The organism is Azospirillum sp. B506 (assembly GCF_000333595.1).
GTDB lineage: Bacteria > Pseudomonadota > Alphaproteobacteria > Azospirillales > Azospirillaceae > Azospirillum.
On sequence record NZ_BADK01000648.1, the window covers coordinates 15080 to 31193 of the forward strand.

9 protein-coding genes and 4 pseudogenes are annotated in these 16114 nt (G+C 65.2%); 3 read left to right on the forward strand and 10 right to left on the reverse strand.

Going from position 1 to position 16114, the window contains the following annotated elements; all coding sequences use genetic code 11:
* Nucleotides 1-33 precede the first annotated feature (33 nt).
* The 5 genes from I71_RS19275 to I71_RS37565 all read right to left on the reverse strand — a co-directional run bounded on the left by I71_RS19275 (nt 34) and on the right by I71_RS37565 (nt 10100).
* Nucleotides 34-309 carry a hypothetical protein gene (locus I71_RS19275; protein WP_148294286.1) on the reverse strand — a complete coding sequence of 92 codons (276 nt, stop codon included), beginning with the start codon at nt 307-309 and terminating at the stop codon, nt 34-36.
* Complete coding sequence (locus I71_RS19280) at nt 306-3881, reverse strand: hypothetical protein (protein ID WP_148294287.1); 3576 nt, start codon at nt 3879-3881, stop codon at nt 306-308. The genes I71_RS19275 and I71_RS19280 overlap by 4 nt, the downstream gene beginning before the upstream one ends.
* A 24-nt stretch (nt 3882-3905) precedes the next feature.
* Complete coding sequence (locus I71_RS37560; RefSeq protein ID WP_148294288.1) at nt 3906-4358, reverse strand: hypothetical protein; 453 nt, start codon at nt 4356-4358, stop codon at nt 3906-3908.
* 313 nt (nt 4359-4671) lie between these two features.
* A complete protein-coding gene (locus I71_RS19290) occupies nt 4672-9615 on the reverse strand; it encodes a glycosyltransferase (protein WP_083897265.1) in 4944 nt (1647 codons plus the stop codon).
* Nucleotides 9616-9848: 233 nt separating this feature from the next.
* Entirely contained in the window at nt 9849-10100 is a 252-nt protein-coding gene (locus tag I71_RS37565; RefSeq protein ID WP_148294289.1) for a hypothetical protein, read from the reverse strand.
* 193 nt (nt 10101-10293) lie between these two features.
* Between I71_RS37565 and I71_RS19300 the strand changes: the two are divergent.
* A pseudogene (locus tag I71_RS19300) lies at nt 10294-10767 on the forward strand (transposase); the annotation flags it as partial.
* Between the two features lie 86 nt (nt 10768-10853).
* Here the strand turns inward: I71_RS19300 and I71_RS19305 are convergent.
* Nucleotides 10854-12296: a DUF6880 family protein gene (locus tag I71_RS19305; RefSeq protein WP_042696635.1), complete on the reverse strand. Its 1443-nt coding sequence runs from the start codon at nt 12294-12296 to the stop codon at nt 10854-10856.
* 4 nt (nt 12297-12300) lie between these two features.
* Nucleotides 12301-12909, reverse strand: a pseudogene (locus I71_RS39900) (tyrosine-type recombinase/integrase).
* A gap of 143 nt (nt 12910-13052) precedes the next feature.
* Here I71_RS39900 and I71_RS41045 point away from each other — a divergent pair.
* Nucleotides 13053-13313: pseudogene (locus I71_RS41045) on the forward strand (DUF4158 domain-containing protein); the annotation flags it as partial.
* Between the two features lie 68 nt (nt 13314-13381).
* Nucleotides 13382-14389, forward strand: coding sequence for a tyrosine-type recombinase/integrase (locus I71_RS19320; RefSeq protein ID WP_042696641.1), 1008 nt, complete (start codon nt 13382-13384; stop codon nt 14387-14389).
* 409 nt (nt 14390-14798) lie between these two features.
* Here I71_RS19320 and I71_RS37570 read toward each other — a convergent pair.
* The 3 genes and pseudogenes from I71_RS37570 to I71_RS19335 form a co-directional block, all read right to left on the reverse strand.
* Nucleotides 14799-14927 (reverse strand): annotated as a pseudogene (locus I71_RS37570) (IS110 family transposase); the annotation flags it as partial.
* A 65-nt stretch (nt 14928-14992) separates the two neighbouring features.
* Nucleotides 14993-15211: a transposase domain-containing protein gene (locus I71_RS19330; protein ID WP_049976199.1), complete on the reverse strand. Its 219-nt coding sequence runs from the start codon at nt 15209-15211 to the stop codon at nt 14993-14995.
* 419 nt (nt 15212-15630) lie between these two features.
* On the reverse strand, nt 15631-16114 hold a 484-nt coding region (locus I71_RS19335; protein WP_148294290.1), incomplete at its 5' end, for a Tn3 family transposase.

A 16114-nucleotide genomic window follows, 5' to 3' on the forward strand; every position in this document is an offset into this window, starting at 1 on the left:
CGTGGTTTCGGGGGATGGTCGAGTGGCTCGACCCTACGAATCGATCTCGACGATGACGGTCACGGTCGTGAAGGAGATGGTCAGCGCGGTCCCGACAGGAACATTCCAAGGCTCCTCAATCGGGATCCGGATGACGGGGTTGTCCGGCGGCAGCGAGGACGGTGAGCCATCCCATTGCGCTGCGCTGCTCCACAACGTGACCAGAAAATCCGGCCAGCGCGGCTGCGGCAATAACGGAATGAGAGTGTTCCACGTCTCATTGATGAGCTGAAGCACCTGATTGAGTGTATAGAACGGCCAGATCATCATGAAGTCTCCTGCGCCGAAACAAACCAAGCTAGGTTGCTGCTGCTGGAGCCCCCGCCGGAACCTGCGAAGAGAAGAAAATTTATCATGATTCCCGGTGGAAACTTATAGCCGAACAGGCTGATCTGGACGTTGCTCAACATCAGTGCATAGACTGCCTCCCCGTCCACCGGGACCGCCACCAAGTTGGCATCGCCAAACACGACGCTGAGGATGCCTTGCAGTGTGATCCCTTGGGAGCCGGCGGTAAGTTGGGGCATCTTGATCCAAACGGACACCGCGTCGCTGCCCGGCACCACCGCCGATGGTCCCCAGCCAAGATAGAAACCGGCCGTGAGGGTGGCCTGGATGCTCGACAGCGCCCCCAACGTCCCCAGCGGCAGATCAAAAGTCAGGGCATAGGTGGGGGTAGACGTCACGTAGGGCGCCAGCGCGGCGTTGTCGGCGTCATGCGGTGACGTGGTTGGCGTGCCGCCGCTGCGCCACCCCGTCATGAGTTCCGGACAGTGCAGCGGCACCGCACCCGTCTGCCCCAGGTCGAGTCCGCCTTCGGCGAAGGCAAAGCCGGTGGGTTTCAGCGGCAGATCGCCCAGCAGGCTGCCCTCCCGGATTGCTTGCTGCGATGACTGCACTTGCAGCAGATCGGGCAAGGGCTGGCACGTCGTGGATACCCAACCGCCAGCCCCGTCGAACGTCGTCGTGATCTCGACAACGAAGTCGTCAAACGCCAACCCTTGGTCGCCGCTGCCGAACGAGAACAAATCCATCGGCACGGTGCCGAACGGGTCGGCGGCGAAGAAGAGCTGTCCACCAAGCGCCATGCGCGACACCACGATGGTGTCGCCCGGCGTCGCGGCCGTGCCGGACGCGAAGGGCGCCAGCGTCGCGCTGTTGAAGGTCACGCTGTCGAGGATGCGGACGGCCCGGGGAGCCGCGACGATGTCGAAGACGAAAGGCGTGGTCGAGTTGAAGACTAGGCTGCCTTGCCCACCTTGGGACTGGTAGGAGCCGTTGAGCCGTATGGCGTTGTCGCCGGGCGTTCCGGCGCTCCTCAGGGCGACGGCCCGGCCGAACAGCTCGTTGACCGTCAGCGCGATGACGGCGTTGAAGCGGGCGATGCTGGTGTTCTCGATCACCACAAGAAGCTGTTGCACCGAATAGGCCAGGGGATCGTTCGGCGGTGAGCCACCGGCGTCCGCCGCATCGTTGGAGTAGGCGATGACCCCGAACAGCGACGACATCATGGCGGCAGGGCTGGCAGTGGTCGGCACCAGGGTGTTGCTCTGGATCCCGACGTGATGGGCCGTCAGCGATCCGGAAATTCCGCCCAACACCATCAGCAGATCAGGCGGCATGCCCAGACCGTCGATGGCGACGTCAAAGCCGATCAGTCCCGTCCATGTCGGATCGTCGACCAAATTGTTGAAGGCGGTGAACGGGTTGCCGCCCTGACCGTCATAGTCCTCCGCCTGCTGCAGCGCGGCGATCAGCCGGGCCTGCACCACGCCCACGGTGGCGGCGTCGCCGATCAGGGTCGATGCCGCTGTCCATCGTTCGGGGGCGACGGCGAGATCGGAGAAAGAAGCGCTGTCGGTCAGCTTGAACACCAGGATCGTGCCGGTGTTGGGCGAAGCGCCGGAGAGGTCGAACCGCAGATTGATTCCGCCGACCTCCAGCACATTGCTGAAATCGTCGGCGCCGGGATTGACGGTCATGACGACGAAACTTCCGTCCTGGACCATGGCGGAACTGATGGCGGAGTCGATCACCCCGCCCGCCGGCGCCGTGAACCCGAGCCGCATGGGCACGCCAGGCGTTCCATCGGTGCCGCCGGTGGTTTCCGCAAGCCAAAGCTCCTGCCAGCTTCCGGGAGCGGGATCCTCGCTGCCGGCCCCCGCCATCTGCACGACCAGCCCTTGCCGGGTTATTGCCGTGGTCAGGTTCGGCGTACCGTTGTCACAAAAGATCGCACCCGCGGGAACGGCGGTGATCAGGCTGCTGCGCGTCGGCGACAAGACCGCCGCCTCGAATGCCTGATAGTCGCCGGCGGGCGGGATCACCCCGGCGGCCAGAACGCGCGACGTCAGCCAGGGAGCAAATCCACCGTAGGGCACGATGGGAAATTGCGCCGCGCCTCCGGCGAACCGCGACAGCATCGCGTTGATCGGCACGAGCGAGTCGGTCAGCTCGTCCAGGGCAAAGAAGGTCGCGGCGCTGGACTGCGAGAAGTATTGCCCGCCGGACGTCCCGTCCATCGGGTATTGCATCCAGGAGGTGACAGTGCCGCTCGTGAGGGCCGCCGCGGGGGAGCCAGGGGTGGCAGATGCGGGTTGGAAGGGGGCGAAGCCGACCCGATCCCCATCCGCGACCCGCAGAAACTCCTGCACCGACAGCCCGCCCATCACATCGACGGTGTCGGGCGGCGTGCCGACACCCGACGCCACCACCTGGAACTGACCGACCGGCGCCAGATAGACGCCGCCATCCCCCGGTCCAAGCCCCTGGGCCAGCACGAAACCGGGAGGTCCCGCGGCCGATGGCACCAGCGCATCCAGCGGGGAGCCGTCCGCAGCTCCGGAACAGGGAACCAGATCTACGCTGCCGCCGCCCGGCGTCATGAAGGCGCTGGAACAGAGCCCGGCAGCGTTGGCGCAGCTCTGCGGCGAACACGGCCAGGTCGATGCGTCGAGATGGAGCAGGAGGTGATTGCCCGAAACAAGGATGGGATTGATCGCGATGTCGCACGCTATGCAGGTATCCGAATCGCCGCCGTCATCCTGGAACGGCTCGGGGGGGAGGAACGGATACCAGAGTGCCGCCGTCGGGGCGGCAGCCTGATAGCAAAAACCCGGATTCAAGCGGGTCATGAGAAAATTCGCCGGCAGGCCGGCGGAAAAGCAGAAGCCGCCGGTGTTGGGGCCGCTGAGGGGAATGTCGATCGACCATGCCAGGTCGTCCTGCAGATGGTCGACGCAGGGAGCCGCGTCGCCGCCGCATCCGACCTGGACGAGGTCCGCGTCGACCGGCAACGCCCAAATCCGCAACACCGGATTGCCTTGCGCATTGGCGATCAGGCTCAGCGGCAGCGACTCGCTGATGCTGAGGGACGGCCCCCCTCCGAACGCGAAGGTGCCGAAGACGCCATCGACGTTCGGAAAGGAAAACCGGCACAACTCCTGGAATTCGGGAGGGGAAATGGATTCGAGATAGTGTTCGATCACCATCATGGGAACATTGCCGATGTCGGCGGCCGTAAAGGTCGCCGGATCGTTCACCCAGAGAACGATCGGGAAAAAGAATTGATCGAACGGCTGCGTGCCCACCACCGCCGCCTGGACCGCTTCGACAAAGGCCGGCGCCAGCCCGCTCGTGACGGGCAATGCGGTGAAAACCAGCCACCCGGCCCAGGCCGGATCGTTCCAGATGTCCGAAATGGTCGGGATCGCAGGAGGTTGAGGCGATGTGACGGGCACGAAGTACAGCCAGCATGCCCGCCCATCACCAGCCGAAAGCTGGAACAGATCAGCACTGACAGGTGTCACGATTGTATGAAATCCGGAAGGACCGTCGCCCATTTCACACCACCTGCCAGAAGCAACTTATGTGTTTGCAGCCGATGGCAGCGCCACCAAATTCATCGGCTGCGTCATCACGATCTGCCCTCCCGCGGAGAAGACAAGCACGAGATCAAAGGAATTTGAAGAAGGCGGATCGAAGATGTCCTGGATATTTGCCAGCGTTGCAGGCGATTCGAACACCGACATCGTGTAAGGTTCGCCGTCCATCAAAGGTTGAAGGACAACGTAAAATGTCGCCTCATAAGTAGATGTTGCGCCAGATGTTGTGAATTCAATCTGAATGAAATTTGTATTTGCACTAGTAGTCGACACAAGGTTCAATGCCGCAGTAGATACATTGGAAATTTGTGGTTGATAACTGCCGCTTTCGCTAGCTCCTGCCATATTAAAATTTGGTTGAATTGCAGTATTAATGCTAAGCTGCGTCAGGTGGTATGTTGAAAAGTTATAGACGTTGATCGAAGTATTGGTCATTTTCACCCTCCATTGTCTTCAGGTTGCGTTTTCAGCGGGATGTTCGTAAAAATCGTCGTGAAAGGCTATTAAACAATTAAACGATGTCGCACAATGGAACACATCCTCCTTGAGATGCATTAAGCGCCATGGATGTATTTTTTTCAATTCATTTCCCCTCTTGAATACTCCAAAAAAGATCTGTGTGAATCATGAAACTGCCATTTCCGTGTGAGCCCACATAGTGCGCTGCTTTTGCGAGCGCGCCCTTCGCGGCGGCGTGCAAGGGATGCCCATCGCGCACGGCCGCGTCGGCGCGACGCTCAGGATCCCGCTAGCCGGCGGCAACCCCGGCCAAACGACCAGCCGATCCCCGGGACTCCGCCAAGGAATGCAGCAGCATCGATCCTTCGGGCAGATTGAATCCCGTGACGTCGGTCGACTCCGGGAGCGCCGAAAGCTCGACGTCTCCGCCCCGGACGGTCCAGCCGGCCGGCGCTTCCAGAACACCCGCCCGGAAGAGGCCGACGCGAAAGCCATGCGGCCGGGCAGTCGAAACGAGGGGCAAGTTGCGGAGACCGAAAATCGCGGCGGTCTCTTCCAAACCGCCGGCGGTGATCCACCCGACTCGCGACGACACTCCCTCCAGATGGCAGAGCATGCTCGCCACCAGCATCGGCGGCAGCGTGGTTTGCCCATCATGGAGCAGGATGTAGTCGGGCCCGGCTTCCCAGGCGGCCTCCAGAATGCGGTTGAACGCTGCCGGAGCCCCCGGCGGCGAGGGCGGAACGAGACAATGGAGCGCCACCCCGGCCGCGGCGGCATCCGCCGGCGGCCGGATCGCGCCATCCATCACCAGCCTGACCCGATGCCCCATCCGCCCCAGGATCGCGGCCTCCCGCCAGAGGCTTGCCTGCGCAGCCTCCGGCGCCGCCCCGCCGGGAACGCCGCGTCCGAACGCCAGCACCATGGTGCGCGCCGAAGAGATCGGCTCGCCTCCCGGACGGCGGGACATCAATCCGAAAGCGCCGGATTCAAGACGGCACCGCCGCAGCGGCTCCAGTCCGGCCCGCCGCAGATGCGCGGCCGCACGATCGGCATCAACCGCGGTCACGACGGCCAACCCGCCGGGCCGGAGCACCCTGGCCATCGCGCTCGCATGACGTTCGGAGACCTCGGGCGGCAGCCGATCCAGCGACGACACGCTCATCACGCGGTCGAAGCAACCGTCCGCAAAGGCTTCCAGTCCGGGGTACCGATCGGGCGCAGCGCGCTCGTAGACCATGCGTGGATGAAGGGCGGTGATCCGTGGTTCGAGCTGGCCCGAATCCAGACTGCAATCCAGCAGCCGCATCCCCGCCGCCATCCCCGACCACAAGGCGGCAAAGCAGAGTTCCGACGGCTCGATGGTCGTCTCGGGAGCGGCCTTTTCGGAGGGCACGGCGGCACGCGGCGCGCGGCCGGGCGGCGCCACGGGATCGGCGGTCGCCGCCCCGGGGCCGGGCAGGGCCGACGGGGCGCCCGGATCGCCTCTGGCAATCCGGCAGGCCGCTGAAAGCGCCGCCTCGAATGGGTCGGGCGCCGCCCCGCTCAGACGATGATCGGCCGGTTCGCCGGGAGCGGCGGGAACGATGCGCGGCCCATAGAGAGCGGCGAGCGCCGCCAGGACCGGCTGGGCGTCATGGTCCGCGGCGACGCGCCTGGTCCCCGTCCACGGTGCCGAGAAATGGCCCGGCGCAGGAAAGGCATCCAGAAGATGCGTTCCATCCCTGCAACTGCGCATGCGTTGTGCCAACTGCGCGTTGCGGCCATAGTCCGCATGCTGTGTCGGGGCCAGCGAGCGGTAGCCCACCGACCGCTGATGATAGAGATGGTGGAGTATCTGGTCGGTGCGCACCGTCCGCCCGGCACGCCCCAGCTTGCTCGTTCGCAGATAAATGCCGTGATCCTCGTAACCCCAGCCGCGAAACGCTTCCTCATAGCCGCCGAACCGGACGACGAAGTCCCGTCTGACAAGAACGGTCGAGCCGACGCCGCGCGCCCCGGAGAATATGTTGAACGGCTTGCAGTCTTGCGGATGTTTGCGCCCGTCGATGACCGCGCTCGTATCATCCTCCGTCAGAAAGCGCACCTGGCTCCACGGCAGCAGCCAGTCGAGATCCCGGGTTCGAGCCTCGTCGAGCGCCTTCCCGATGAAATCGTCCGGCAGCAAGATGTCATTGTCGACCCACAGGATATACTCGCCGTGAGCGAAGGGGATCCCGATATTTCGGGAAATCGATCTCTGGAATTCGACGTCACGCGCCCATACGTGCCGGTGCGCATGATTCGCCGCCAGGTCCTTGGCGCGCGGTTCCCGATCAAGCTCCACCAGGATGATTTCCGGCGTAACCCGGCTTTGTTCGAGCCGTTCGAGCACGGGCCTGAGCGTGGCCTGCCGGTCAGGGCCACCGTGTGGAATGATGACGCTGACTTCCAGGGTGCATGGTGGCAGGCCGGGAGGGATTTGGGCGGACGGCGGCACATTGGCCGTGGCCCGGGGGGCCGCCGGCACCGACGGTCCGCTCACCATGCCGGCCTCCGGCGCACCGCGGGCCAGCCGGATCGCAGCCTCACGCGCGGCTTCGAGGGCATCGACCGGCAGCGTGAGCGTCGACAAATCCAGATCCGCCGGCTCGCCGGCTGCGCTGGCGACGATCTCCGGGCCGTACAACCGCTGCAACGTCTGCAACACGCCCTCGGTCCGCGAATCCGCACGAACCCGCCGTCCCCCCTGCCAAGGGCAGGAAAAATGACTGGGCGCAGGGAATTCCGCCAGATACCGCTCGCGATCCGCGCAGGATTTCATCTGTTCCAGCAGAGCCTGGTTTTCCCGATACTGTTTGTTGCCACTCGCGAGGCTGGGCCGGATGCCTTCATTCTTGTGATACAGGTGATAGATGGGGTGTTTGGGACGACTGGTCTTTGCCGCGCGTCCCAATTTTTGGGCGCGCAGGAACACCGCATCGTCCTCAAACCCCCACCCGCGGAAGCGTTCGTCGTAGGCGCCGTGGTTGAGAAAGAATTGTCTGCGGCCGAGAACCGCGCCTCCGACGCCGCCGTCGGCGGAGCGCCACCCCCGGCCCCTGGCGAAATGTTCGGGCGGCCGTGTGCCGGCCGCCAGCTGCCGACTTTCGCCCTCGGTCAGGTAGTGCACGGCCGACCAAGGAATCAGCATGTCGAGTTTTCGGCTTCTCGCCTCCTCCAATGCGTTCCCGATGAAATCTTCCGGAAGAAACAGGTCGTGGTCGAGCCAGAGGATATACTCGCCGCGTGCGAACGGAAGGCCGAGGTTCCGGCTCCGTGATCGTTCGAAGGCGCCGTCGGCAGCCCAGACATGGCGGTGAACCCGTCCTTGCGCCACGGCCGCCGCACGGCAGACCGTGTCGACTTCGACCAGGATGATTTCCGGCTTGACCAGACTGCGTTGCAGTTGCTCCAAAACCGGCAGAAGCGTTGCCTGGCGGTGAGCCCCGCCGTGAGGAATGATGACGCTGACCTCAAACTGGTCCGCGCCCCCCAACGTGGGAGCGGCCATCGTGCCACTTTCCCGGGGCAGGGCGGCGATCCGGCACGCCATGGCGAGGGCCGCGTCCCTGACGGATTGGCCGGGTTCGGGCGCCGGAACCGGGATCCCGGGCGGATCGGTTTCTGCGGTCGCCATGACGGCATCCCCGAAGAGTGTTGCTAGTTCCTCGACGACCGGTTTGGCCGCGGCCGTCACGGCGGTGATCGCGGCGCCACCGCCCCACGGGGCCGGGAAATGCCGCGGCGCAGGAAACTCCCGGCGGAACTGTACGGTCGTGCGCGGAGCGCGCACGTGGTCCAGAAGGGCGCGATCGCCATCGCAAAGGGCCTTTTCCCCGGCGATCGAAACGAGCGACCCGTCGCACGTGGCCGGCAGATACGTCAGATGCTGGAAATGATGTCGGGTTACAGCCGCGAGGCCGAGGCTTTTGGCCTTGTGCCACATTGCCTCGTCGTCCGCCCCCCTGCCGGAAAACCCCTCGACGTATCCTCCGATGCGGCGAACAAAACCCAGTTGGGCCAAGATCACGCCCCCGTACCCGTCGTGGTCTCCGGAGGAGAGGAATTGATCACCTTCGTCGAGTTTATCCGGGTCCTCGACCGCGGCGATCGAAGCCCAGGGAATCAAGTAACTGATCCGCCTTTTGATGATTTCTGCAACGGCATCGGCGAGAAATGTTTGCGAAACAACCAATCCCGGTTCGATCCATAGGACAAGCCCCTCGGAGCAGAAGGGAATGCCCATATTCCGGGCACGAGCGCGATCAATGTCCGGTTCGGCGACTCGGACATGCCAGTCCACCTCCAATTCCCCTTCCTTGCCGCGTCCGGTCGCGGCTCGGTCGATCACGGCGATCCGCGGAACCAATTCCCCGCGCTTCAATGACTCCACGGTCCAGCGCACGGCGGCGAAGCTGTCGCCGGCGGAACGGACGACAATGGCGGTGACACGATGGCTTGGAGGCAGCATGGCTTTTCCCGGTACGGATTCGACAATTGGCGCGATCGGTGGAAGGACAAACCCGCTGGCATCGATGTCCCCGACGCCGACTGCGTCCCCCTTCGGCGGTGACACGAACGCGTCGACAGCAAGTTTCGGGACGGCGACAAGACGACTGGACGGACTGAGGTTGACGAGTTCGACCCCCAACTGCGCCGCCGCCGCGCATAGGCGGCCGAATTCCGCGTTGATTTGCCCGATCTCCCGCGCCAGCGGATGGGGACCGGTCTGGCCGAAGAAGTGATTGTCGGTGAAGTCGACACCGATCAACCCGATCCGGCGCGCGCCCATATGAATGGCCAGGCAGGTGGCGACATACGGTGAATTTCTCGTAAAATTCAAACTGTTATGATCGGAAAAATCGACTCCGCCGCGCCTCCCCAGCTTGACTTTGACCAAATTCTGATGATTGATCTTAAGAGCAAGTTGAGAAAATACTGCCTTTGCCCTGCTATTTTCAATGTATGAAAATCGATCTCCCTTGAAATCAGCCTTGTTATTTAGAACCATTAGATAGGTCGGATCGAAAAGACGGCCGACATCATTGACACCAATTGTCACATGGCGATGCGGGTCGGGTAGATGATTCAGAGACGAACCGCATCCGCAGACAATGATTGTTTGATCGATATGATAGTTACGAAATCCTGCCAATGTTTTTGGCAAAGCCACGGGCGGTGCCGGTTCTTGAGACGGGAAATCTATGCGCATGTTGCAATCCTATGGCGTCTCAATCCAGGAGACGACCCTTATTCAGATAAAAAGTATCAATATAAACGCCTTTTTGTAACGCTATCACCGCGAATTGCACCATACAAGGGGAATAAAATGTTACACTAATACGCAATGGTCGTGGTGCCGCCGGTCGCACCGCGCGATCTCGCGCTCGCGGAACAGCGCCAGTGCACGGTTCGGCATGGCGACCGGATGATCGTGCTCGTTCATCAGAAGCCTTCCCCGGCCGTGGCCTCGTATTCGACCAAGGGGTGCAGCGATGCCGGCGTCGCCGGCGCCAGGGCGGCCTCCTCGGGACGGGTGGCCCGCACCTGACGGCCCGGCGCCCCGGCAACGCCGGCCAGATGCGCGTCCTGCGTCGAGCGCCCGTGCCGGCCTCCACCATCACCCGCACCCGTTCGCCGCTCAGCCGCCAGGGCACCGCGTAGGCGTTGCCGTCCACCTCCACCGCGCCCGTCCATTCCCTTGGTGCGCGCCCGGTACGGTGCGCTGGGATCGTGCCCCGCGGGGTGGTATAGGATCTGTGGGGAACCGGCCCGCCGAAGCGCTCCCATATCTGATGTAGGCGGGCCGGTTGTCCACAGCGGCGCGGCCATCGGGGATCTTCGGTAAAGTCTGGTCACCACAACACAACCTCGACCGAGGTTGACCACGATGACCGATGAGATTATGGCGCTTCGTACGATGCTTGAGAAGGGTACCGATGCCGATCTGTTGCGCGAGATGATCGGTTTTGCCGCCGATCGGCTGATGGAACTGGAGGTGCAAGGCTTGACCGGCGCCGGCCATGGCGAACGCTCCGCCGAGCGGGTAGTGCAGCGCAATGGCTATCGCGAGCGTGATTGGGAAACGCGCGCCGGCACCGTCGAGCTGCGCATTCCGAAGCTGCGCAAGGGCTCCTACTTCCCGGGCTTTCTGGAGTCGCGGCGGATGGCCGAGAAGGCTCTGACGGCGGTGATGCAGGAGGCCTAGATCCAGGGCATCTCGACGCGCTCGGTAGACGACCTGGTTCAGGCCATGGGGATGTCGGGCATCTCCAAGAGCCAAGTCAGCAGGTTGTGCACCGAGATCGATGAACGGGTGAAGACCTTCCTCGGCCGCCCCATCGAGGGCGACTGGCCCTACCTGGCCCGCACCCAACACTTCTGTCACGAGCCGCCACTTGACCGTTTTGTCCACCCTGGCGTGCGAGGTGGTCATCCGCGGGGTCGCTGTCAGGGTTTGGAACCGGCGATCTCCGCGTAACGGCTCCAGAAGCCGGCTTTGCGACCATGCGCGGCGCGCAGGCGCGCGGTGAAGGCATCGTGGGATTCGAACGACCTGAAGTCACCGATGGTCGGTGCCACGGCCAGGCATTCCAGCATGTGGCGGGCGGCGTGCTTGTAGCGGGACGACTTGGCGCCGTCGAGGGTGTCCTCGATCATGGCCCGGCGCAGCAGCGTCGCGGCGAGCGGGTAGCGGCCCTCCAGCCACCGGGCGGCCGGGTCGAGCAGGTAATAGGCGTTGCCGTCGATCTCGGTGGGCCGCGCCAGGATCAGCTCGGCGGCCTCCGCCGGGTTCGGCCATTCATGGAAGAAGTGCAGGGCCGTCAGGACATGCGGGAAGGCGCGGGCATGGGCCATCGCCTTGTCCTCGGCCACCACGTCGTCGAAGTCGGGCAGGGCCTTGAGATAGGCGCGCAGGCGCTCGACCGACAGCCGTTCCTCGAAGACCGCCCAGCGGCAGGCCTGCGCCCGCTCGCGGTGGCCGAGGGCGTCGAGCGTGTCGATATAGGCCGTTTCCCACTCGCCGTCGCCGCCGCGGTATCCGAGCAGTTCCAGGTCGTCGATCGCCCCGCCGCGGGCAGGACGCCGGTGCGGCTTGGCCGCTTCCAGCGCGGCCAAAGCTTCCGCTGCCCGTCCGGCCGCGAGCAGACGCCGCGCCATCTCGGCGGCGACCTGCGAGCGGTGCCGATCGGGCTCCGGGATCAGAGCGATGTACGCATTGACGTCGCCCACCCAGTCCGCGATATCCTGCAACGCGCGACGCAGAGCGGTCGCCCGCCAGTCCCGTTCGCCGCCCCGGTCCGCGCGGGCGGCCAGGGCCTCGGTCAGCCGGCTCTTCAAACGGTCCACGCCCGTGGACCCGAGGGCCGGCAGGACGACCTCGACCAGGCGGTCGTAGACGCCGTAATCGTTGCTGGACAGGGCGGTGAAGACGCGGTCGGCGAGCGCCGCCGGGTTCGCCTCGGCCTTGGACGCCAGCGTTCCCAGGTCGTTGCACGCGGTGCGGAAGACATCGCCGACCGATCCGGTGCTGTCGTCCACCCGTTCGAACACCGGCTTGGCCAACTCCAGAAAGCGCCACATCAGGTCGAGCGCCAGGGCGGGATCGCTGTCGGCCACGCGGTCCACGATCAGGCTGCGCTGCAGGTCGAGGTCCTTCACGAAGGCCGGGCGTTTCTGCCAGTCGACGAAGGAGCGGGCGCCGTGCAGGGCGGTGAGCCGCTTGGCCACTTCGGCCCCGACGACGGCGCCACCCTTGCCCGCGGCCAGTTCGAGGCGCAGCCGGCGCTTGATCCCGGCGTCCTCGTCGGCGAGGGCCAGGAGAATGCCGGCCAGACGGTCGACCCCGAGGCCCTTGAGATTGTCCGCGGTGACGGTCTTCTTCGAGGCCATCCGGTCAGGTCCTCCACAGCCCTTCGAAACGGTGGGCGGCCACCCGGGTGTAATGGGCGGTGTGCTTGGGATCGCGGTGGCCGAGATAGTCCTGGATCAGGCGCAGGTCGGTGCCGCGGTTGGCGAGGATGAAGCCGCAGGAGTGCCGCAGCATGTGCGGATGGACGTGCGGCAGCCCGGCGCGCGCGGCCGCCGCGGCGATCAGGTAGTTGACGGACTGCCGGGTCAGCGGCTAGCCGCGCTCCGACACGAACAGCCAGGGCAGCCCGTCGGCGCGGGCGGCGAGGTGGCGCTTGATGGCCCGCAGCTCGTCGCCAGCGATCGGGTGCTCGACGGCGAGGCCGTTCTTCAGGCGCCGCACCCACACGCGGGCCTGGTCGAGGTCGATCTCGTCGCGGCGCAGGCCAGACGCCTCGTTGACGCGCAGGCCGTGGCGGTACATCATCAGCATCAGCAGGTGGTCGCGCACGCCGTGCCGACCGTGCTTGGCGGCGTCGAGCAGTGAAGCGATTTCCGCGCTGCCGAGGAAATCCTTGCGCCGCGCGTGGTCGTCGACGGCGCGGGCGGCGACACTTTTGACACTTCGCCCCTTGGGCGGCGGTGCGGACGGCATGCGAACCCCGCGGTGGGCTTGGGATGAGAGCGCAAGACTTTTGACAAAATACGTCTTCTGTCAACAATTGGTAGCCCACGACGTCCCCTCCGAAGGACCACCCCCGCCATGCCCGACGCCGAGGTCACGGAGCGCCCGGAGCGGTGGATCCTGACGCCGGCGGAGCACGCGCTGGTCATGGGCAAAACCTGTCGAACCGGCCGGGCTTCGCCGTGCTCCTGCTGTTCTTTCGCGATCGGGGACGGTTTCCCCGCCGCGCCACGGACGTCGATTCCACCACCGTGGCCGTCGTCGCCGAACAGCTCGCCCTAGACGCTCCAACCGACTTCTCGCTGCCGTCGACGGTGCGCACGGTCGAGCGCCACCGCGCCGAAATCCGCACCCATTTCGGCTTCCGCGAGGCCACCGTCGCCGAGGGCGTGGTGGTCAACCGCGCCGGCCGCATCGAGTCCATCACGCCCTCTACGGCGCGATGGTGCTGCCGGCCGACCGGCTGGAGGAGGTGCGGGCTCTGCAGCAGCGGCGGCGCGATCTCGTGCCGCTTGCTTTCAGCGCCGGCACCTGGAAGGCCTATCGCTCGGCCTGGAAGAGTTTCACCACATGGTGCGCCAGCCTGGGCTACGAGCCGTTGAGCGGCGACGTCGAGGTGCTGAGCCAATACCTTACGCATCTGGAACGCCGCGACCCGGTCACCGGCCGGCCGGTCTACAAGCGCTCGACCATCGATGTGCACTGGTCGGCGATCTCGGTTGCGCACAAGCATGCCGGCCGGCCGATCGACAGCCGCGACCCGCGGCTCAGCCTTCTGCTCAAGGCGATCCGGCGCTCCAAGAGGAACGAGGGCGTCGACGATGCTGATCCGATCAACCTGGCGCTCCTGCGGGCCCTGCTGCGCGCCTGCCCGCCCGGCATCGTGGGCCTGCGCGTTTCGGACGCCGACGTCCACCATGAATACGCGGACGGCCTGTATGGCGTCCGCTTCCGCATCCGCTCCAGCAAGACCGACCAGGAGGGTCTTGGCAGCCTTGCCGGCGTGCCCGACGTCGACGATCCCGACCTCAACCCGCGCGCCGCCCTGGAGGCGTGGCTGGAGGCTCGCACCGTGATGGCCGGCGGCCGGCCGCTCGACCGCGAGGCTCCGCTGTTCTGCGCCCTGACCAAGTCGGGCAAGCCGAAGGCCACCCCGCTGACCGGTCATGTCATCAACGCCCTCGTCCAGGACCTCGTGGCCGAGGTGCGCCGGCAGGTGATCGCCGACGAGGCCGAGCAGAAGCGCCTCGGCCTCTTCCAGAAATATGACTTCTCGGCCCACAGCCTGCGCGCCGGGATGGCCACCGAGGTGGCCAAGAGCGGCGTCGACACCACCGAACTCATGCAGACCGGCCGCTGGAAGTCGGCCCAGGTGGCCTCGCGCTACGTCAAGGACCGCGACGCCTTCGGTGGGGCGGCGCGGGTCCTGGGCAAGGTCGCCAGGCGGTAGACGTTGCCGCCCGGGGTCGTCGGGGTCCGGCCTTGGGCGCTCTGCCCGGCGGTTCGGACCGCCGTCGTGTCAGGATGGTGTGCCGGGTCAGGGCTTGCCGCTGGAGCCCATCGCCTGCTTCGCCGCGCTGACTGAGCCGATGTGGTGGACGGCCCTTCCGGCGCAAGAAGGAAATCCATGCTGATTGGCCGAGAAGGATGCATCCATGTGTCCGGCCTGTTGTCGCAGCCGCTGGCTGCTGGCCTTGATGAATTCCGCGGATCGACGCCCAAATCAGCTCATCGCGCTCGGCGGCGCTTGGTCCCCGTAGGTTTGGTCGATCCCCGGTCCTGCCGGTTCGTCATCACGTCTCACCACCCTTGCCCATCCACCCCGCCGAGCCTTCCGATGCCGACGAGGCGAATGCCGCCTACGCGGCGCTCGGCGCCGCGTAGGTTACTCCCCGTGTCATCACCACCCAGGCGATGCGCGCGGTCTTGTTAGCCAGAGCCACGGCGGCCAGCTTGGCCGGCTTACGTTCCAGCAGCTTTGTTGCCCAGCATCGCGACGCATTGTCCTTGCGGGCCAGCCACATCACCGCCGTAAGCGGCTGGGGAACGCCCTTCAGGCGGCGGCGGGCTCCAGCGCCATGCTCCAGGGCAGGAGTGCATTATAATCGGTGAGGTCGCGGTCGCGCCCGATGGCCTCCAGGACGCGGGTCAGCCAGAGGCGCGGGTTGTGGCCGTTGCTCTTGGCGGTCTCGATGAGCGTGTAGAACACCGCCGCGGCTTCGCCCCCGCCGTCCGAGCCGGCGAACAGCCAATTCTTCCGCCCCAGGGCCATCGCCCGTCCATTGTGCCCATGCCGGGCAGGATGTTGACGTCCATTATCGCTGGCATCCGCTTTATGGCCGCCGTGTCCGGGTGATGTGGAGCGAGGCGCGCGCTATCGGCCCTCTCGTTTTCGTCGAGGCGGCACCCGGCATCATCACCGTGTTGCCGGAGTGGATGCTGGACCCTGTCATCTGCGCGGACATGGAACTCGGTACGCCGCGGGTCGCGGTGGAAGCGCTCATCAACCTTCAGCGTCAGCTGAGCGACAGCGGATTCAGGCGAAGCTCTCCAGGCGATGCGATCATCGTCCCGGAGGAGCGACATGAAGACGCCGTCAGCATCAAGGGCCGGAAGGCCCAACGGTGCGGAAACGTACGGAAGCGTATTTCCCGCAATGTTGTGGTCCGGGTTGGCTGCGGGGCCGAGTATCTACCGAACGACCTCCTCGGTGAGCACCGATTGCCGCCGCGGCGACTGGAAATAGCTGCCGTTCGGGATGATGTGGGCGTGCAGCAGGGGCGAGACACGGGTGATGTCCTCGTCGAGAACCTCCTGTTCGGCGGCGCGGAGCTGGGCCATGATGCGCGCGATGTGGCGGGTGTTCCAGATCAGCACGGCGTTCGACAGCAGGCTCAGGCAGCTCGCCTTGTTCATGATCTCTTCGTAGTCGCCGGTGCGGAAGGTGCCGTGGTTGGCGAAGAACAGCCATTTGGCGAGGATGTGCCGGAACTCGCCCCGGTTGAGCTGGAGCTGGATGGCCCGGCGCAGCGGTTCCTCGTGGATGTAGCGCAAGATGTGGGTCGTTTTGGCCAAGCGTCCCAACACGGTCAGCGCCTTGGCGATGGGATCGGCGGTCCCCGCGTTGTTGAGGCGCTGCATCACGACGTGCGCCGGCGTCAAGCGGTCCTTGAGC